19 protein-coding genes are annotated in these 18,440 nt (G+C 35.3%); 5 read left to right on the forward strand and 14 right to left on the reverse strand.

Features of this window, described 5'->3' with window-relative positions; all coding sequences use genetic code 11:
- Nucleotides 1–39 precede the first annotated feature (39 nt).
- Complete coding sequence (locus DS745_RS17615; protein WP_277750931.1) at nucleotides 40–876, forward strand: mechanosensitive ion channel family protein; 837 nt, start codon at nucleotides 40–42, stop codon at nucleotides 874–876.
- 63 nt (nucleotides 877–939) lie between these two features.
- On the opposite strand, the gene DS745_RS17620 is transcribed toward DS745_RS17615, so the two are convergent.
- From DS745_RS17620 to DS745_RS17645, 6 genes are all read right to left on the reverse strand, one after another.
- The gene (locus DS745_RS17620) at nucleotides 940–1,182 is read right to left on the reverse strand and encodes a YkuS family protein (RefSeq protein ID WP_129079537.1); all 243 of its coding nucleotides are present in this window, start codon (nucleotides 1,180–1,182) and stop codon (nucleotides 940–942) included.
- A gap of 113 nt (nucleotides 1,183–1,295) precedes the next feature.
- Entirely contained in the window at nucleotides 1,296–2,417 is a 1,122-nt protein-coding gene (locus tag DS745_RS17625) for an N-acetyldiaminopimelate deacetylase (RefSeq protein WP_129079538.1), read from the reverse strand.
- Nucleotides 2,418–2,689: 272 nt separating this feature from the next.
- Entirely contained in the window at nucleotides 2,690–3,412 is a 723-nt protein-coding gene (gene dapD / locus DS745_RS17630; protein WP_129079539.1) for a 2,3,4,5-tetrahydropyridine-2,6-dicarboxylate N-acetyltransferase, read from the reverse strand.
- Between the two features lie 228 nt (nucleotides 3,413–3,640).
- The gene (aceA, locus tag DS745_RS17635; protein WP_129079540.1) at nucleotides 3,641–4,921 is read right to left on the reverse strand and encodes an isocitrate lyase; all 1,281 of its coding nucleotides are present in this window, start codon (nucleotides 4,919–4,921) and stop codon (nucleotides 3,641–3,643) included.
- Between the two features lie 189 nt (nucleotides 4,922–5,110).
- Nucleotides 5,111–5,383, reverse strand: a complete 273-nt coding sequence (locus DS745_RS17640) for a glutaredoxin family protein (RefSeq protein WP_129079541.1) — start codon at nucleotides 5,381–5,383, stop codon at nucleotides 5,111–5,113.
- Nucleotides 5,384–5,795: 412 nt separating this feature from the next.
- The gene (locus tag DS745_RS17645; protein ID WP_129079542.1) at nucleotides 5,796–6,875 is read right to left on the reverse strand and encodes a mechanosensitive ion channel family protein; all 1,080 of its coding nucleotides are present in this window, start codon (nucleotides 6,873–6,875) and stop codon (nucleotides 5,796–5,798) included.
- A 298-nt stretch (nucleotides 6,876–7,173) separates the two neighbouring features.
- Here DS745_RS17645 and DS745_RS17650 point away from each other — a divergent pair, with 298 nt between their 5' ends.
- The gene (locus DS745_RS17650) at nucleotides 7,174–7,869 is read left to right on the forward strand and encodes an ATP-binding cassette domain-containing protein (protein ID WP_129079543.1); all 696 of its coding nucleotides are present in this window, start codon (nucleotides 7,174–7,176) and stop codon (nucleotides 7,867–7,869) included.
- A 76-nt stretch (nucleotides 7,870–7,945) separates the two neighbouring features.
- On the opposite strand, the gene DS745_RS17655 is transcribed toward DS745_RS17650, so the two are convergent.
- The 3 genes from DS745_RS17655 to DS745_RS17665 all read right to left on the reverse strand — a co-directional run bounded on the left by DS745_RS17655 (nucleotide 7,946) and on the right by DS745_RS17665 (nucleotide 10,852).
- Nucleotides 7,946–9,484 carry a hypothetical protein gene (locus DS745_RS17655; RefSeq protein WP_129079544.1) on the reverse strand — a complete coding sequence of 513 codons (1,539 nt, stop codon included), beginning with the start codon at nucleotides 9,482–9,484 and terminating at the stop codon, nucleotides 7,946–7,948.
- Between the two features lie 244 nt (nucleotides 9,485–9,728).
- The gene (locus DS745_RS17660; RefSeq protein WP_129079545.1) at nucleotides 9,729–10,364 is read right to left on the reverse strand and encodes a hypothetical protein; all 636 of its coding nucleotides are present in this window, start codon (nucleotides 10,362–10,364) and stop codon (nucleotides 9,729–9,731) included.
- A gap of 176 nt (nucleotides 10,365–10,540) precedes the next feature.
- Nucleotides 10,541–10,852, reverse strand: coding sequence for a phage holin family protein (locus tag DS745_RS17665; protein WP_129079546.1), 312 nt, complete (start codon nucleotides 10,850–10,852; stop codon nucleotides 10,541–10,543).
- A gap of 182 nt (nucleotides 10,853–11,034) precedes the next feature.
- Between DS745_RS17665 and DS745_RS17670 the strand changes: the two genes are divergently transcribed.
- On the forward strand, nucleotides 11,035–11,463 hold the full coding sequence (locus DS745_RS17670) for an Hsp20/alpha crystallin family protein (protein ID WP_161568301.1): 429 nt from the start codon (nucleotides 11,035–11,037) through the stop codon (nucleotides 11,461–11,463).
- A gap of 25 nt (nucleotides 11,464–11,488) precedes the next feature.
- Nucleotides 11,489–11,845, forward strand: coding sequence for a YppG family protein (locus tag DS745_RS17675; RefSeq protein WP_129079548.1), 357 nt, complete (start codon nucleotides 11,489–11,491; stop codon nucleotides 11,843–11,845).
- A 138-nt stretch (nucleotides 11,846–11,983) separates the two neighbouring features.
- Here DS745_RS17675 and DS745_RS17680 read toward each other — a convergent pair whose 3' ends face one another.
- A complete protein-coding gene (locus DS745_RS17680) occupies nucleotides 11,984–12,187 on the reverse strand; it encodes a hypothetical protein (RefSeq protein WP_129079549.1) in 204 nt (67 codons plus the stop codon).
- A gap of 11 nt (nucleotides 12,188–12,198) precedes the next feature.
- A complete protein-coding gene (locus DS745_RS17685) occupies nucleotides 12,199–12,414 on the reverse strand; it encodes a hypothetical protein (protein WP_129079550.1) in 216 nt (71 codons plus the stop codon).
- A gap of 113 nt (nucleotides 12,415–12,527) precedes the next feature.
- Between DS745_RS17685 and nfsA the strand changes: the two genes are divergently transcribed.
- The gene (gene nfsA / locus DS745_RS17690) at nucleotides 12,528–13,277 is read left to right on the forward strand and encodes an oxygen-insensitive NADPH nitroreductase (protein WP_129079551.1); all 750 of its coding nucleotides are present in this window, start codon (nucleotides 12,528–12,530) and stop codon (nucleotides 13,275–13,277) included.
- Nucleotides 13,278–13,324: 47 nt separating this feature from the next.
- Here the strand turns inward: nfsA and DS745_RS17695 are convergent, their stop codons facing one another.
- The 3 genes from DS745_RS17695 to DS745_RS17705 are packed head-to-tail and all read right to left on the reverse strand — an operon-like array spanning nucleotide 13,325 to nucleotide 18,439.
- Complete coding sequence (locus DS745_RS17695; protein WP_129079552.1) at nucleotides 13,325–14,884, reverse strand: ATP-binding response regulator; 1,560 nt, start codon at nucleotides 14,882–14,884, stop codon at nucleotides 13,325–13,327.
- 18 nt (nucleotides 14,885–14,902) lie between these two features.
- On the reverse strand, nucleotides 14,903–15,748 hold the full coding sequence (locus DS745_RS17700; protein ID WP_129079553.1) for a CheR family methyltransferase: 846 nt from the start codon (nucleotides 15,746–15,748) through the stop codon (nucleotides 14,903–14,905).
- A gap of 15 nt (nucleotides 15,749–15,763) precedes the next feature.
- Nucleotides 15,764–18,439 (reverse strand): response regulator, encoded by a 2,676-nt coding sequence (locus tag DS745_RS17705; RefSeq protein WP_129079554.1) that lies wholly within the window; start codon nucleotides 18,437–18,439, stop codon nucleotides 15,764–15,766.
- Nucleotide 18,440: the final 1 nt, after the last annotated feature.

Raw genomic sequence — 18,440 nt, forward strand, 5'->3', positions numbered from 1 at the left:
AGTTCGGGGTATTATAGAAATGAGAGGGAGATGATATAAATGACGATTGGATGGCTCGAAACATATGATTGGAGTCAATTTTTTATGAGCGTGTCTATTATTGTCCTGCAGTTAATAGGAATTATCTTTTTTTATATGCTTGTAAAAAAGATTGGAACTAGGGTTATTTCTAGTTCGTTTAGCAAGGTTCAAGAACAGCGAGGAATGCACCCTGGCCGAACGAAAACACTAGAAAAACTAACTCTTAATGTTTTTACATATTTTCTTATTTTTTTCTTACTGACCATCGTAATCGGTATTTTTGATTATGATATCGCACCATTAATTGCTGGAGCTGGTATTATAGGATTAGCTATTGGTTTTGGTGCACAAGGGTTAGTAAGTGATGTTGTCACTGGTTTTTTTATTTTACTTGAAAAACAAATAGAAGTTGACGACTATGTCACTATGGCGGGAGTAGACGGAGTCGTTGAGGAAGTTGGATTACGCACAACAAGTGTACGAGGTTTTGATGGAACACTACATTTTATTCCAAACCGCGAGATTAAAAGTGTAAGTAATCATTCACGTGGGAATATGAGAGCTCTAGTCGATATAAGTATCGCTTATGATGAAAATATTGATGAGGCTATTGCAGTATTACAAACAGTTTGTGATGAAGTTGCTAAAGAAGAGACTGCAATTAAAGAAGGCCCTAATGTTGTAGGCGTACAAAGTTTAGGTGACTCTGATGTTGTGATTAGAATTATTGCAAAGACAGAAAATATGTCACAGTGGGCGGTTGAAAGAAAACTTCGAAAAGCTCTGAAAGAAGCATTAGATCGTCACGGAATCGAAATTCCATTTCCTCACCAAGTCTATATGGAAAAGAAATAAGGAACGACATTGGTTAGCCTTCTAAACTTAGAAGGCTAATTTTTTGTCATTCCCTATCTAAAGTTATTGAAGTTTGTTCTCAACTTGTTGACAAACTTCCTCAGCAGTTAGACCATTAGCATTAATTACTGAGCCTTGTGTAACTACGTTTTGAATTCCCATTACATTCTGATCTTGCCCCGTAATTACGCAGCAATCGCAACCTTGCGCATCATTCTCCTGCTTTAATTGCACAACATCATAACCTTTTGATTGTAACGCTTCTTGAACATCAGTTAAAGATTGTTCAACACCAATCTTCGCCATAAAACGTTCCTCCTTCCAAATCATCCGTTATATATGTAAAGATACATCTCTCTACAACGGTAATTTGTCCAATTAAATGGAAGATTATTCTGTTTTCATACTTTCTTATAAAATTAAACAGTTTGTAAGTACTCCACAATCAGGTTTATCGCAAACGGAATTGCTTCTTCGTTAGGGTTTAAATGGTTTGAGTGAAGTCCATATTCAGAATTAACACCTAGCCAAAACATAAATCCAGGAATTTGTTCTAGAAAATAACCAAAGTCTTCACCGGTCATAGCTTCTCTACATTCAATTAGTGTTGTTCTAGGATAATTTTTTTGAACAAACTCCATGAAACTATTGGTAATTGTTTCATCATTGTATACTTGGCAATAGTTTGATCCAAAATCGATTGATAGCTTACAGTCAAAACCTAATTCAATACCGTTAACTAGAGCTTTAATACGCTTTTTTATTTTTGCCATCGATTCCAGTGATAATGTTCTAATAGTGCCTTCTACTCTTGCTCTCTCAGCAATAATATTTTGCTTTGTGCCACCTGTAATTTTCCCAATGGTTACAACTGCTGAATCGAGCGGATCTATATTTCTAGCAACAATTGTTTGGAGTTGAGTCACAAAGTGGCTCGCGGCTACAACCATATCGTTGGCTGTGTGAGGATAGGCAGCATGGCCCCCCTTACCTTCTAAATCTATAAATAGTTCAGACGTATTTGCAAAGAGCAAACCAGTTTTCGTTGCAACCGTTCCAACTGGGTACTCCGGAGCGATATGTAGTGCTATCATCATACTTGGACGATTTTCGTTGAAAAACGTACTCTCAAGCATTGGCTTTGCACCACCTGGCCCTTCCTCTGCTGGTTGAAAGATAAATAAGATTGTTTCTTTAGGTTGGTTACTTGCAAAATAAGATAAGACACCAAGGGCAATACTCATATGAAAATCATGGCCACAACCATGCATTTTCCCCTCGTGTTGTGATTTATATGGCAAGTTTGTTTCTTCTTCCATAGGGAGCCCATCTATATCAGCTCGGTAGCCAATTATTTTTGATGGAGTTGATCCAATTACCTTAACAAATAAACCGGTCTTCCATGTAGCAATTTCAATATTTTGTTGTGGTAAGTTCTTAATAAAAGTAAGTAAAAATTCTTGTGTTTTAAATTCTTCAAAACCAAGCTCGGGAATTTGATGCAATTGTCTTCTTATATTAATAAACTGAGACTCAACCATATTAACTACCTCTTTTTTTAGTAATAATGAAAGGCTCTTTTCGTAAACATTTGCTTTTTTACCCTAATATAATCGGAAAAGTACCCTAGATGAAGATATCAACCAATAAATTATGTAAGAAAAGAGCAATACTTACTAAATTAGTTGTGAATTCTTAGTATTTTGTGTAAAAATCCGGCTTTTGGGATTTTTACGGAAGGCAACAAACTTTGCGAAAACAACCTAATGAAAATACCCACTGCCATAAAGGCTAGCAGGTATCTTCATTGTGATTAACGATCTTCGTTTAATCGACGAAGCTCTTGTTTAATTTCAGTTTTACCTTTAGTTTTCTCATCAATTTCTTTTATCACACGTGCAGGTACACCTGCTACAACAGTGTTTGGTGGTACGTCTTCCGTAACAATTGCTCCAGCTGCAACAACCGCACCTTGTCCAACTGTAACACCTTCTAAGATTACAGCATTGGCTCCTACAACAACGTTATCTTCTACGACAACCGGTTTAGCTGAAGGTGGTTCAATTACACCTGCTAGTACAGATCCAGCACCTATGTGGCAATTCTTACCTACTGTTGCTCTTCCACCTAATACTACGTTCATATCAATCATTGTACCTTCACCGATAACAGACCCGATATTGATTGAAGCCCCCATCATAATAACAGCATTGTCACCAATTTCAACTTGATCACGAATGATTGCACCTGGCTCAATGCGCGCTTTAATATTTTTTATATCTAGTAAAGGGATTGCAGAGTTGCGACGATCATTTTCAACAACAAAGTCCTCAATTTTATCTGCATTTGATTGAAGTGCTGCATCAATATCAGCCCATTCACCAAATATTGTTCCTGTTGAACCAGAGATAAATGTTTTTGTATTTTCTCCAAAATTAATTCCCTCTAGGTCACCTTTAACATAAACCTTCACAGGTGTAGATTTTACACTGTTTGAGATAAATGAGATAATCTCGTTTGCATCCATCATTTTCATTTCCAATTTCCTCCCATGCACATAAAGTTCTTTGATTATGTAATCATACATACAAATTATACTTTACTCTACCAAAAAGTACTAGTAGTGACAAGCGATTTGATTTACATTCCTTATTTAGTTTAACTTTATTGGTAAGTATTCATGTAAACCATTTGTTTTAACTCAAAAAACGCTACGTTGGTGAGACGTAGCGTTTAAAGCGGGAAGTAATATCACGTGGAATTATTAAAACTGAGCTACTTCGGTAGAGCCCTTTAAAGCAGTTGTTGAAGAAGTACCACCCGAAACCGCTTGGGCAACTTCATCAAAATATCCAGTACCTACTTCACGTTGGTGACGTGTAGCTGTATATCCCTTTGCTTCGCTAGCAAATTCCGCTTGTTGAAGTTCAGAGTAAGCACCCATTCCTCGAGTCTTATATGCATGAGCTAATTCAAACATACTATGATTTAACGCGTGGAAACCTGCTAATGTTACAAACTGGAACTTATAGCCCATTTTACCGAGCTCAATTTGATAGTTCTCAATCGTTTCTTCATCTAAGTTAGCCTTCCAGTTAAACGAAGGGGAACAATTATAGGCTAACATCTTTCCTGGATACTTGGCATGAATGGCATCAGCAAATGCTTTTGCTTCTTCTAAGCTTGGTTTTGATGTCTCACACCAAACTAAGTCTGCATAAGGCGCGTAAGCTAAGCCACGTGAAATCGCTTGCTCAATACCTGGTTTTGATCGAAAGAAACCTTCGGGTGTCCTTTCACCTGTAATAAACTCGCAATCATACGGATCAACATCACTCGTAATTAAATCTGCCGCATCAGCATCAGTCCTTGCGATAATTAACGTAGGAACGCCTGAAACATCGGCAGCAAGTCTAGCTGCTGTGAGATTTCGGACAGCTGTTTGAGTTGGGATTAATACTTTTCCTCCTAAATGACCGCACTTTTTCTCAGAGGCCAATTGATCTTCGAAGTGAACTCCGGCAGCACCTGCTTCAATCATACCCTTCATTAGCTCAAACACATTTAATTGACCACCAAATCCAGCTTCTGCATCTGCGACAATTGGAAGGAAGTAATCAATGTTACCGTTACCTTCCATATGCTGGATTTGGTCTGCGCGCTGTAAAGCTTGATTTATACGTTTAACCACCATAGGCACACTATTTGCAGGATAAAGACTTTGGTCAGGGTACATTTGCCCCGCTAAGTTTGCATCTGCAGCTACTTGCCAGCCACTTAAGTAAACCGCTTGTAAACCAGCTTTAGCCTGTTGAATTGCTTGATTACCTGTTAACGCTCCTAGAGCAGCAACAAAATCCATTGAATGAAGTTGGTTCCAAAGTCGCTCTGCACCTCTTCTAGCCAGTGTGTGTTCAATTTGCACAGATCCTCTTAGTTTGATTACATCTGCAGCAGAATAATTTCTAGTAATACCCTCCCACCTTTTGTCATTTTGCCAACTTGTTTCTAATTTCATAACTTCTTCTTGATAATGATTTGTCATCGTTCATTCACTCCTATTCTTTTCTGTATTGATACAGTTACATTTTATATTTATTATACTATAACAGAGGTTTGGTAAATGCAACCTTTTTTTAGCGATAAATTTGAATTATTTTTTTTCAGCTTTACCCAATAAAAAAAGGAATTGGAAAATTCCAATTCCTACCATTTTTTAGTGTTGTAGAAAGTACTACTTGCTAACCTCTACATCTAACTCATTATCTTCCTCTAAGCCCAAGGCTTCCTTGAACTTCTTTTCCTGAAAACCTAGTATGAGCTTTCCATTTACATATGTAGCAGGTGTCCCAGGAATGTTATTTTCACGTAGTTTCTCGAAATACTCTTTATATAGTGTTACGTTTCGTACTTCAAACTCAATTCCCCATTCTGTTAAGTGAGTTTTTACCTTTTCACAATAAGGACAACCTGTACTAGTATAGACAATTACTTCGACAGAAGACATAACATTACTCCCCACCTTATATATGTGATTATACTTTTCATCACGGTAATTTGTAATAAAATTTGCAGCTATTATTTAGTTATACCATATAATATATAGTGATTCACCGTTAACCTTTGAACTTACTATGAAAAAACAGCCTAGTATTGTGTCCAGACACAGATTAGGCTGTTTCTTTTAGGCTCTTTTCGTAAACATTGCTCCTGCGGTTACTCGTCGCACAAAAAAACTGTTGCTTTTTTATCCTAAAATTATCGGAAATATACCCTAGATGAAGATATCAGCCAATAAATTATGTAAGAAAAGAGCAACACTTACTAAATTAGTGGTGAATTCTAAGTAATTTGTGTAAAAATCCGGCTTTTGGGATTTTTACGAAAGCAACAAACTCTGCAAAAACAGCCTTCTTTTATTACACTTCCTTACTGGTTTCTTCTTCAATAAAAATACTTCGACTAGGAAAGGCAACAGAAACACCTTCCTGTTCCAAGATTTCCATGATCTTAAAATTAACATCTTCTTTTACAGCAAGAAATTCTCCCCAAATTGTAGTTTTTGTAAAGAAATATACAAAAATGTCTAAACTACTTTCGTTGAACTCATCAAAACGAACAAAAATTACTTCCTGATCAATTTCACTATGACTTTTTAGCATGTCATCTATTTTTTTCGTACATGCTTCCAACTTATCTTTCGGAGTTGAGTAAGTAACTCCTAAATGAAATGAAATTCTTCGCTTACCCATTCTTGTCCAATTTGTAATTGGTTCATTAGCTAGAGTAGAGTTTGGAACTGTTACAACAGCTTGAGCAAACGTTCGAACTTTTGTACTACGAAAAGTAATATCTTCGACTGTTCCTTCGACACTTGGTGTTCTAATCCAATCTCCAATTGAAAAAGGCTTTTCAGTAATAATTATTACGCCTCCAAATAAGTTAGCAATGGCATCCTTTGCTGCAAGAGCAAATGCAAGACCTCCAAGTCCTAGCCCTGCTATAAAGCCGTTCACATCATAGCCCCATTCTCCAGCTATGATACTAATCATTAATGCAATAATAATTATCCTTGTTAGTTTTGATAAAAAAGGTAGCAGGATTTCATCTACTTGTACGTCTAATTTGGAACCAATTTTTTGAAACAATAATGAGGATGAAGCTGATAAGTTAAACAATCCATAGCCTACCAAAAAAATTAGAAACGAGCGATAAACCTGAATGATAAACTCATTCGTTTTTGCTTCTAGCGGTAGATACATTAATGCCAAATAAAAGCCAATTCCGACGAAAAATAAGCGTAATGGCCCTTCGAAAGCTATAAAAAGATTGGATAAAACATCTGTCGGTGTTTTTTTGGCTAACCTTAATAACAATTTGTAAATGTACTTAGTAAAGATACTTCGAAAAACATGAAAAATCAGCAAAATTCCTAAAGCAATCCCGACATCTTCCCAGTTTGTTAACCAGTCCAATCGGGTCAAAAAATCATCAAACATTGAAAACCTCCTATTTACTTGAACGCGGAAATCTATAAAGCTACTCCTATAGTTCTTCATAATTTTCAGCACTTGCTTACTCAAAAACTAATAATTAAATGATATACTTACTAACTACTTTTTCGCAACTAGTGAATATGTTCACTTGGGTAGATATACAACTTTGACCACAAAAATTTAATATAATATTCAAATTTCTGGGCTAATTCATCTATATTTTCTTAAAAATAAGTGCTTAAATATTGTTATGGGAGTAATCTTGAAATCATATTATGTATTATGAGAGGGGTGAAATAACGTGTATGTGATAACGGCGAAAAATGTTTCCAAAAAATATATTACAGGGAACCGAAAAAATATCTTATTTAATGATTTGTCGTTACATGTCCATGAAGGTGAGATTGTCTTTATTAGCGGTCAATATGGTAGTGGAAGGACAACTCTACTAAAAATGATCGCAGCTATGACACCACCTAATCACGGAACGATCAAAGTATTTGGTAAAGATTTATTAACAATTGAAAAGCGTTCAGACTGGCGGCTAAAGTATATTGGCTTTTTAACAAGTGAAGATTGCTTAATACCTTATTTAACAGCAAAGCAACATTTGTTAATGGGCCAAGAAGAAGACGATCCTGATTATAATCTATTTGATGAAGAAGCTCAATATATCCTCTCCATGTTAGAAATTAGTTCAAAAAAGCTAACAGAATACCCAGAGGAATTAACAAAGGTAGATCGCCTAAAAATCACGATAGCTAGAATATTAATGTCAAACCCACGACTATTATTACTGGATGAACTAACAATGGGAATGAATGAAGAAGAACACTATGAACTAATGAATTTACTCGTTAATTATGTTAGGAGACAGCGACTTACATTAATTATTACTGGTGACACGGATATTGGTCATTTTTATGATCGAAAACTTAAACTAGATAATGGAAAACTTATCGAAATGAATGATCCTGAGCATCGTATTTTACACTAAAACATGTAAGCGTTTACTTACCTGTAAAAAAAGAAAGGTCTAGTTTGAATAAACAAGTTAGACCTTTCTTACGTAGTTAAATTGCAACTAAGGCAAAGAGTACACCAATAACTCCAAGTGCCATTAATAAATAAACCGGTGTAGTTGGCATCGCTCCATCTTTCTCCATAGCCTTCCCAAACATAAAGAACACAATTGGATGCACAAGAAACGGCATAGAAAAGATAAATGGTATTAATGCAGCTGCTTCTAATCCAAACATTCCTTCCTGAACTGCAGCAAAAAGTCCAAAGTGTGAAATTGCCGAAGATTGTGCCATAGCTGCATAGTCCATTGGCATTGCACTTAAGCTTAGTAACATTAAACCACCAAAGACAGCACACAACTGCCAGCCAAAAGAGAATTGCATTAGCGCCTTTACTTCTTTGTTATCAACGCCATTTGCTCGGCGCAGATTCTTCAATGAAAGAACTGTTAGTACAACCCCAACTGCTATAATTAATAGCGATGGAAGTAATAACAATTCTCCCCTTTCAGCACTTATCGCTAGAACCGAGAAAACAAAAACGTGTCCAAAAAATGGAATGTTAATCATTATAGGAGCACGGCTAGCTGCCACCTTCCCTAAGTCACCTGCTGTACAAGCTCCTGTTAGTCCAGAGTGGGACAAAGCGCCAGCCATCCCTGGAGCTAAATTTCTCACATGGGTTGTTCTTGCGAAAAACATCAGTAAGGCGATTCCACCAAACATCCAAAAAAGTTGGCCGAAAAACCCATAGGCTAATACTGAGTTCATTCCTTCAATAGAGAATGCCTCTCCAATTCTGGAACCCCCTACCATGAAGTTAGCTGCTAACACAACAGGGATACCCGCGAATAGTAATGCTTTAACAGTCGGGCCAAAGCTATAATTATAAAAAATAGCGCCAATTCCTGCTGCGATTAACATCGCAAAGAATATTTGCGGCAACCCAATAATAGGTCTTATATACCCAGCTAGATGGGCTGAAATAATTAATACACCAACAATCACTACTATTTCTAGTAGACCCTTGCGAAGATACAAATGCTTGTTTTTGATCACTGCCTTATTATCGATTAAGATAATTGACCCTACAAGACCTATGTATGCAATTAATGGGTAGTATCTACTTAACTCACCACTATCTAAACCGAGAAAAAATCTGACAGTACCTTCTATCCCAAGAAGTAGGAAGAATGTTCGGAAAATAAATACAAATTGTGTTCTCGTCGTACCCAACACGGTTTCTTCAGAAGATGGAACAATCATGTCCTCACCGTCTAAATCTTTTCCACTTAAGATTTTCCTAAGCTCTTGTCCACCTACAAAGAATGAAACAATTAATGCAATGATTGTCGTCTTGGCAATGAAATTAACGAGTGGAAATTCACTCAATCCTGGCTCCGCTACACCAGTTGCTACAAGTACGTAGCCCATACCTAATCCAAAAATGACAATAATAAGAATAGGTGAAAATCTTGTTCCAGCGACAACCGTTCTTGAAATTAAAACCATTGGGATTAATAAAAATAAGGTTAGCCAGAAATGATTTAACATTTGTAAGCTCCCTATTTGTTCAAGAATTACTTCCATATGATTTAATACTCCCCTTTACCAACATTTATAATGTTAATCTTTATTATACCGCTGTTTATCATACATCTTTTTTTTCTTCCGGTAAATGGTAGAAGTCTGGAAACGTCTGATGACCGGTTGACCTCAAATTAGAAGGTCTATTATTAAAATTACCACATCAGTAGTGATTTCGGTTGTGACAATTTTATATATTTTTTCTTTAAGCCAAAAAAAAGAAACAGTTGAGAATTTCCTCAACTGTCTAGAATGTATTCAATGCTAAATATAACCCAATAAACAGGATCATCGCGTAAACCACACCAATAACTTTGTGTTTCTGAAGCTTAAGTGGTTCTCTCTCATGTTGCAGTCTTTTAATTAAATCCTCGATAATTACTTCACTATTGGGTAACTTCCACCATTTTTTAAATGTAAGTACATACGAAAATTCATGGGTTTCATTTAGTCTCCCTTTTGTACGATCTATCAGAATTGACGCTTCTGTATTACCAAGTTTGTAAATGAAAGGATATTCACTACTTGCAGGTTGTCCTTTTTGCATTTTCACTTTATGTTCCTTTACGATTTGTTCAACTTTTGTTAGGAACTCTTTTTCTGAGATGTCTATAACCTTATAAGCTTTTCCATCTCTAAAATGAACATAGAATAACCAAATTAACACAACAGGAATGAGGATATAAAAGCCAACTTTTACAAATCTAAACTCTTCTTGAAATAATCTCACAGGTACAATAAGAAATAATAATAGAGCAAACCAACGGTACAATCTAAAGTCGTAAGGAAATACACCGTTTTTCTTACATAAACGAATTTTATCATAAAGCCCAAATAACCCTACGATTAATAATACTGGAGCTAAAAACATAAAAAAATTCATAAGTAACTCTCCTCTTCTTTTTCTATAGTAAAGTATACTATAGATTTTATTTATGACAAAAATATGATTGTTTAATAACATACTTTTTCTTCATATGGTTTTGAGCATAATAATTTTAATAATAGTAAAAAGGAGCAGATCTCATCTGTTCCTTTTTATTCATCATTCTTATTGACTTATTTTTTTTCGCGGTTTCTGTCCCCCAGTTGCTTCTTTGGAACTAACCTACCTCGGATCATTGTCTGTTTATAAGCTTGGTGAGAAGTAATGGCAGCTCCAGCAGCGATTATACCGTTGGCTATACCGCTAACAGTAAAACCAAGAGTAAGACCACTTGCTACTATCCCTATCAGTAATAAAATCCAAATAATTAGCCAATCAGCAACTTGCGGTGTCCTCTTTAATGCATAACCGATAATCATTAGCGCAGGAACGACAAGGGTTAACTGATTACTAATCTCTATTTGCGGTAATATTTCGGAAAGCATGTACATTCCTCCCTTTTTTACTAGTTTATTCTTACTAGATCTATAGGGAACGACATTCGTTTAGTTTCTTGCTTATTTCTATTATTTCTTAGACTTTAGCCCAAACCATTCAACCAACTTCCTCATAAGGTATAATGACAAATCATGTTTAAAGGGATAACTTATTGATTGAGGTGATTGATTTGAGTAAGAAGAAAGATAACCTTCCAAATCCGTTTAATGAACAGCCAATTGGAGAATTCTTAAAGTCAATAGACAGCTTTTTTCAAGATGCCTTTCGCAATTTTCACTTCGGTACAGCATTTCCAGTTCACCAATATGAAACTAATAATAATTATATAATCGAAGCCCAACTACCAGGTATAAAAAAGGAGCAAATTATTTTAGATATCTATGGTAATCAAATTAGAATTAGTGTTCAAAATGCTGAAGTTATTGAAGAAAAGAATGACATCCAACATAGCTTTCGCAGCACAAGATCGTATCACAAAGCTGAACGAATTGTTTTATTACCTTTCCATGTATCGGAGAGGGAAGTTAAGGCTTCCTACCGTGATGGTCTATTAAAAATTGTTGTCCCTAATAAGAAGCGCACAATTGAAATTGAATAACATTATGACTAGGGAGTGATTTTCAATGTATTACCGAAATCAGCAGCAGCAATTCCCTTATTATCCACAACAACAAATACATTCGTATCAATACCCAAACCAATATCACCATCCATATGGATACCAAGGAGGATATTACCCTCCACCACCTTTTCCCTATCCACAGCCTGGGCCACAACAAGGACAACAGGCTCAGCAAAACCAAGGCCAGCAAAATCAACCTCAACCAGGGGCTAATCCTCCAGTTGGAATGTTTACAGGCCCTGATGGAACCTTCGATTTTCAAAAAGCAGTTAATCAATTTGACGAGATGATGAAGACAGTTAATCAAGTAAGTCCTATTATGAAACAAATTGGCTCACTATTCACGCCAAAGAAATAGACAAAAAAAGCAAACAAGTACAAAAGTGACTTGTTTGCTTTTCATTGATAATTTAATGAATTTCATAATTTCATATTCTCGCCGCGAAGATACCAAGTTTTGGCTGGCTCGTTTTTGGTAATTATGAAATTCACTCACTTAATTAAACCCTAATTGAACTGCTAGTAAAATTAGTGCAATCGCAGGAAGGGAACTAACAATGGCAAATCCAATAAACGTTAATCCAGTTATTCGCATTTTTTCATGTGCTTCTAGCTTGGCGATAGACGGATTACTTCTCTCACTTAATACACCAATAACGCCCATGATCCAAACCACAATAATTGCAATAAAATACCCCATAATTAACCCTCCTAAAACATATCTAGTATCGCGATAACTACTAAAATTATTGGTACAATTTCAACTAAGATAATATTAGTAAACATTTTCGTTTGAGCTTTATCAACGGCTTGATAATCTTTTTTCTTCATTCCATCGATAATAGCGTTCATTGATGTCTTGAACACATATAATATTCCAAAAACACCTATGACGGCAGCCAACAATAGTAATAAACCCTGATCCAATGGAAGACCCTCCTTTATCTAGTTTTTTGAGTAAATCCACTTTACTATTTGCTCCTAATATTTTATGTTAGAATTTAACTAGCTAAATTGCAAATGAATTAGGAGTGAACAAGATGAACGAAACAATAAAATTGTTACAAAACCACGCATCGATTAGAGCATTCAAAGATGAAGAACTCACAGAAGAGCAGATTAATACCATTGTGAAAAGTGCCCAAATGGCACCAACTTCAAGTTTTCTACAAGCATACTCAATTATTGGTATTCGAAATCAAGAAATAAAAGAAAAGTTATCAGTGCTAGCAGGTAATCAACCATATGTAGCTAAAAATGGCCATTTTTTTGTATTTTGTGCAGATTTCCACCGCCATACACTCGGTGCCGAACTTGAAAATTACAATGAACCACTAGCTCTTGATAGTACAGAAAAGTTTCTAATAGGTGCAGTTGATGCTACTCTTGCAGCTCAAAACGCTGTTATAGCAGCTGAGTCACTAGGACTTGGTACTGTCTATATAGGAGGCATTAGAAGTAATATTGAAGAAGTAAGTGAGCTTTTAGAACTACCTAAACACGTTATCCCAATAGTAGGAGTAGCTGTAGGCTTTCCTGATCAAGACCCAGGGACAAAGCCACGTCTTCCAATGGAAAATGTATATCATCAAGATCAGTACCAGCAAAATAACGAGATATTAAAAATTCAACTTACCAGCTATAACGAAATCATTTCTGAATATTATAACGACAGAACAAATGGCGTGAGAAAAGATCGTTGGACTGAGCAAACAACTCGAATGTTGACTTCTGAGAAAAGAGTAACACTTAAAAACTTCCTGGCACAAAAAGGTTATTTATTGAAATAAAATAAGTCATAGAGGGGACTAGCTAACGATGCAAGTCTCCCCTATGACTAATTGTTTAATTGCTTTATTTTTGCTCTCTCAGCAGCAAAACAAATATAGAAACTAGTACCCGCTTCACTTGTCTCAACTGAAATTTGAGCATCGTGCCTAGCCGCAATACTGTAACAAATAGCCATTCCTAAACCTGTACCGTTTTCTTTGGTTGTAAAAAATGGTGTACCAATCTTATCTAGTACTTCTTTAGGCATTCCTCTACCTTCATCTTTTATCTGCAACACTACGGAACCTTTTTCATCTAAGAATGTTCGAATTGTAACATTTCCGCCATTAGACATGGCTTCTAGACCATTTAAGCCAATATTTAAAATCATTTGTCGCATCTCTTTTTCGTCAACGTTTACCGTTGGTATATCACCCAATTCTAAATGAACAGATTTTGAATTCATTATAGCTTCTGCTTGTAGTAACGGGTATAGCAGTTGAATGATATTATTAAGGTTTTCAACTTTTTTGTTGCTCGTTTTATCTTTTGCTAACGTCAAAAATTCAGTAATAATTCCGTTTGCCCGCTTCAATTCCGATAACATTAGATTAATGTATTGCTCAGACAATGGTGCGTCTAAGTCATTCTTTGCGATCTGTAAAAACCCAATCACTGTTGTCATCGGATTTCTAATTTCATGGGCAATGCCTGCTGCCATTTCACCAACTAAATTCAGACTATCTAGTCGTGAAATTTCCTTTTCAAGCTTAGTACGCTCCGTTATATCTGTGATAACACTAAGAATGCATTCTTCATCATTAATCATAATCTTTTCTGTAGATAACAGCCCTATTCGTACCTCTTGTTCTTTAGTTATAAACCTTACCTTCCGATTATGTAAGTCTACTTGTATATTTAAAGGAACATCGTTCTCTGAAAATATAAACTGCAAACCGTTATCGTTTATTTCCTCAACGCTATACCCAGTAACTTCGATCCAACTCTTATTTACGGTTAAAAAACGACCATTTTCTAATGTACAAATCGCTTTTAAATTCGGACTAAATTGAAAGATCTTTTGAAACCGTTCTTGGGATGTTTTTAATTCATGGTTTGCGATAACTAATTCATTCGTTTTCTCCTGAATAAGCTTTTCTAGATTGTTGTATTGGTATTTTAACTCCATTTGTTTCTCAGCTAGTTTGTTTCTTTGAAACTCTATTTGTTTTTGCTTTAGGAATATATGAACAAAAACATCTACTTTACTTTTTAAAATTGTACGATTAAATGGCTTGAAAATATAATCTACTGCACCAGTTAAATAACCTTCTTTAATATGTTCGTTAGCTTTACTTAAAGCCGTAATAAAGATAATTGGAATATGTGCGGAAACCTTTCTTCCTTTAATTAGCTTAGCCGTTTCAAAACCATTAAGTCCAGGCATTTGAACATCTAATAGGATAACTGCAAATTCCTCTTTCAAGATATGTTTTAATGCTTCTTCTCCTGAATGGGCAAAAACTAGCTCGTACTCACCATCTGCTAACACAGCTTCCAGAGCTAATAAATTCTCAGGTCGGTCATCGACGAGTAAGACTTTTGCTTTTAAATTATCTTGATCCATCTAATGCTCCCCCTACTTTTAGTTTAATTCCAGATCTATGTCTTCGTTTTTCTTATAAATCTTGTTCGTATAGTCAAAGTCAGTAAAAGCATTAGTAGAAAATATTGATTCTTGGCTACCTAAACATAAAATACCATCTTCTCTTAAACTATCATAAAAAAGGGTAAACGCTCGTTCCTTTAACTCTTTATTAAAGTAGATGAGTACGTTTCTACATAGAATAATATGAAACTCATTAAAAGAGTGGTCAGTTGCTAAATTATGATGAGCAAATACTAGGTTTTTTTTAAGAAAATCATGCAGGTAAGCATTTTCTCCTTCTACTCTGTAATACTTTGAAAATTCCTTTTGCCCACCTGCTTGAAGGTAGTTTCTCGTATAATGCTTCATATGAGTCAGTGCAATCTTTCCCTGCTTAGCTCTTTCAAGGATTTCTTCATTTATGTCAGTTGCATAAATACTTGTTTGCTCGTATAAGCCCTCTTCAGAGAGTAAAATTGCCAATGAATATACTTCCTCTCCCGAAGCGCAACCAGCAACCAAAATTCTAATAGTCTGGTGCTGTTTTAATAGCGGAACAAGCTTCAGACGAAATGCCTCGAAAAAACTAGGATCCCGAAACATTTCAGTTACTGTTATTGAAAAATTATTGGTAAGGTTTTTAATAAGCTCTGGTTGATACAATACTTGTCCTTGAAATTCCGAAATTGTTTTTGCCTTTGTTTCTCGGGCACTATACCATATTCGCCTCTTTATTGACTCAAAGGCATAATTCCTAAAATCAAAACCGTATAATCGATAAATTGCCTCAAGAAATAATTCAGTTTCTATTTTTTCAATTTGGTCTTTCCTATCTAGGTCCAATTAGTTCCCCCCCATCTACTTATACAGCCATACCCTAATAAGTGACAGTAATTGATTTAAATCTACTGGTTTACTAATGTAATCCGAAGCACCTGCACTGATACATTTTTGACGATCCGTTTTCATTGCTTTCGCTGTTAATGCAATAATTGGAATATCCTTTAACTTCTCATTCTTTCTGATTTCGGTCATCGTCTCATAACCATTCATTTTAGGCATCATAATATCCATAAGCACAATATCAATCTTTGTAGCTTCTAATTTTTTTATAGCATCGAGGCCATTCTCTGCATATAGAACATTCATTTTCTCTTTTTCTAGAATACTTGTTAACGCGAAGACATTCCTCATGTCGTCATCAACAATTAAAACTGTCTTATTACTTAGGTCTTCCACTTTTATATGATCAGCGCTACTGCTTACAATCTCCATGGTGTCTTCTACAGTCGCAGCAACTAGCGGCAAATCATCATACGTTTTGGACTCAATTAGGTCTGGCAAGTATAAAGAAAAGTTACTTCCTTCCCCTTCTTCACTACGTACTGCCAGATAACCACCTAATAACTGAGCCAGTTCCTTACTGATTGAAAGCCCTAAGCCTGTTCCGCCATACTTTCGTGAAGTGGTCCCATCTAGTTGGTTAAATGCCTCAAAGATAACCTGCTGTTTATGGGAAGGAATTCCTATACCAGTATCAATCACTGAGAATATTAATTTTGAATTTGTTTCCTTTGAACCGGCATGTACGTGTAAAGTTACTTTTCCTTTATTAGTAAACTTAAAAGCATTCGAAAGAAGATTTTTTAGAATTTGTTTTAGACGCTGGTCATCTGTAATAATAATTTTTGGAATATTACTATCGATCACTATCTCAAAGTTTAAATTCTTCTGACTAGCTATAGGGGTGAACTGACGTTGAACAAATGCTTCAATTTCATCTACTTCAACTTCCTCCGGAAAAATTTCTAACTTTCCAGATTCCACTTTCGATAAATCCAAAATATCATTAATTAAATTTAGAAGATCTTTACCAGAGGTATGAATAGTTTGTGCATATTCTATTTGTTTTTTAGATAAGTTTCTATCATTATTTTCTGATAAGATCTCTGATAAAATTAACATACTATTCAACGGTGTTCTTAATTCATGTGACATATTGGCTAAAAATTCCGTTTTGTATTTTGAACTTAATAAGATTTCTCTATTTTTTTGTTCAAGATCACTTTTGATCTTTTCTAGCTCTTTTGTTTTTTCTTCTGTAAGGATGTTTTCTTTATATAGATCTTCATTTATTGTTCTTAATTCCTCTTGTTGCTGTTGCAATTCTTCTGATTGTGCTTGTAACTCTTCCGTTAAGACTTGAGATTCAGCTAAAAGCCTTTCAATTTCCATGTGGTATTGAATTCGATCAAGGTTTGGTCCTAAAGAAAGACAGACTTGTTCAAGTAATCTTTGCTGCAATGGTGTAAAAGTTTCAAATTTGGCTAGCTCAAGAACTCCTAGTACTTCCCCTTCGAATTGAATTGGCAAAAGCATTAAATGTGTTGGTGAAGCTTTACCCAAACCCGATTTTGTTACGATATAGTCACTTGGTAAGTGATCTAAAAGAATAACTCGGTTATTTAAAGCGCACTGACCAACGAGACCTTCTCCTTTAAGGATCATTGTATCGCCAGTTATGTCTTCCTGTTCTGCAGCATAAGTAGCTGTTCCCCTATATCCTTTATCTTCCTTAAAATAAAACATTCCATAGGTAGCATTAACTGTGGTCGCCATCTTAGAAACAAAAATTTTTCCAAATAGCGATAACTTTTGAGCCCCTTGAAAACTAGTAGTTACATCTGCGAATTGTGTTTTCAGCCAATTCTCTTCCTCTAACGAACTTTGATAATTCTTTTCTGTGCTAGCATAACGTTCAAGAGCTTCAGCCATCTCGTTATACGCTTTTGCAACATCGTCAAACTCATTATGCAGTTCTGTTTTTATTCTGGGAATATTATCAAACGATTGGTGAGGAATTTTCATCATGACATTTCTAACATTATTTAAGCTTACTGAAAAACTTCGTATGACAGATGTTGTAATTCCGATTACAATGACAAAACTAATAGAAACTAATATGACAAACAAGACTAGAGTGGATTGATATGTCTCAAGAGAATTCTCAAGTAATTGCTCCATTGCCTCTTCTTCTGTTTCAGTTAACAGGTCCATCCCTGAGATTAAATTAGATAGAATACTAGCATTATCAACGATAATGAGGGTTTTCGCTTCATCATAAGAGCCTTCTTTTAATAATTCAATCGCAACCGCAATATTCCTATCTTGTAGACCATTTAAGTGTTCTAGCTCTCTAACTAACTCAATTGAATTGAGATTACTTGAACCCAAAACACTAAGTTCATTGAATAGAATGTTAGATTTCTCTATCAACTTGGTAATTTTTAGTTCTTCTTCCAGATAGTCTTTTTCACCTAAGTCATTTAAAAAGAATTCTCTTACGAACCTTGCTTTCGTTTGAGCATTTGACTTTAACGCTTGAGCTATGCTTACTCTTTCATAACTATTTTGAACAATAACTTCTAAATTATTTTTTTGAGTATTTAACGTGTAAAGAACAATGGAACTTATGAGTACTAAAATGACCAAGATTGTACCAAATCCTAGGTATAGTTTCGTTTTTAATTTCATA

Origin of the sequence: Anaerobacillus alkaliphilus (genome assembly GCF_004116265.1) — a bacterium.
Taxonomy (GTDB): domain Bacteria; phylum Bacillota; class Bacilli; order Bacillales; family Anaerobacillaceae; genus Anaerobacillus; species Anaerobacillus alkaliphilus.

Bases quoted from the DNA above. Each gene is read 5' to 3' on its own strand.
- DS745_RS17615 (WP_277750931.1), top strand. From the start codon at position 40: ATGACGATTGGATGGCTCGAAACATATGATTGGAGTCAATTTTTTATG.
- DS745_RS17620 (WP_129079537.1), bottom strand. From the start codon at position 1,182: ATGGCGAAGATTGGTGTTGAACAATCTTTAACTGATGTTCAAGAAGCG.
- DS745_RS17625 (WP_129079538.1), bottom strand. From the start codon at position 2,417: ATGGTTGAGTCTCAGTTTATTAATATAAGAAGACAATTGCATCAAATT.
- dapD (WP_129079539.1), bottom strand. From the start codon at position 3,412: ATGAAAATGATGGATGCAAACGAGATTATCTCATTTATCTCAAACAGT.
- aceA (WP_129079540.1), bottom strand. From the start codon at position 4,921: ATGACAAATCATTATCAAGAAGAAGTTATGAAATTAGAAACAAGTTGG.
- DS745_RS17640 (WP_129079541.1), bottom strand. From the start codon at position 5,383: ATGTCTTCTGTCGAAGTAATTGTCTATACTAGTACAGGTTGTCCTTAT.
- DS745_RS17645 (WP_129079542.1), bottom strand. From the start codon at position 6,875: ATGTTTGATGATTTTTTGACCCGATTGGACTGGTTAACAAACTGGGAA.
- DS745_RS17655 (WP_129079544.1), bottom strand. From the start codon at position 9,484: ATGGAAGTAATTCTTGAACAAATAGGGAGCTTACAAATGTTAAATCAT.
- DS745_RS17660 (WP_129079545.1), bottom strand. From the start codon at position 10,364: ATGAATTTTTTTATGTTTTTAGCTCCAGTATTATTAATCGTAGGGTTA.
- DS745_RS17665 (WP_129079546.1), bottom strand. From the start codon at position 10,852: ATGCTTTCCGAAATATTACCGCAAATAGAGATTAGTAATCAGTTAACC.
- DS745_RS17675 (WP_129079548.1), top strand. From the start codon at position 11,489: ATGTATTACCGAAATCAGCAGCAGCAATTCCCTTATTATCCACAACAA.
- DS745_RS17680 (WP_129079549.1), bottom strand. From the start codon at position 12,187: ATGGGGTATTTTATTGCAATTATTGTGGTTTGGATCATGGGCGTTATT.
- nfsA (WP_129079551.1), top strand. From the start codon at position 12,528: ATGAACGAAACAATAAAATTGTTACAAAACCACGCATCGATTAGAGCA.
- DS745_RS17695 (WP_129079552.1), bottom strand. From the start codon at position 14,884: ATGGATCAAGATAATTTAAAAGCAAAAGTCTTACTCGTCGATGACCGA.
- DS745_RS17705 (WP_129079554.1), bottom strand. From the start codon at position 18,439: ATGAAATTAAAAACGAAACTATACCTAGGATTTGGTACAATCTTGGTC.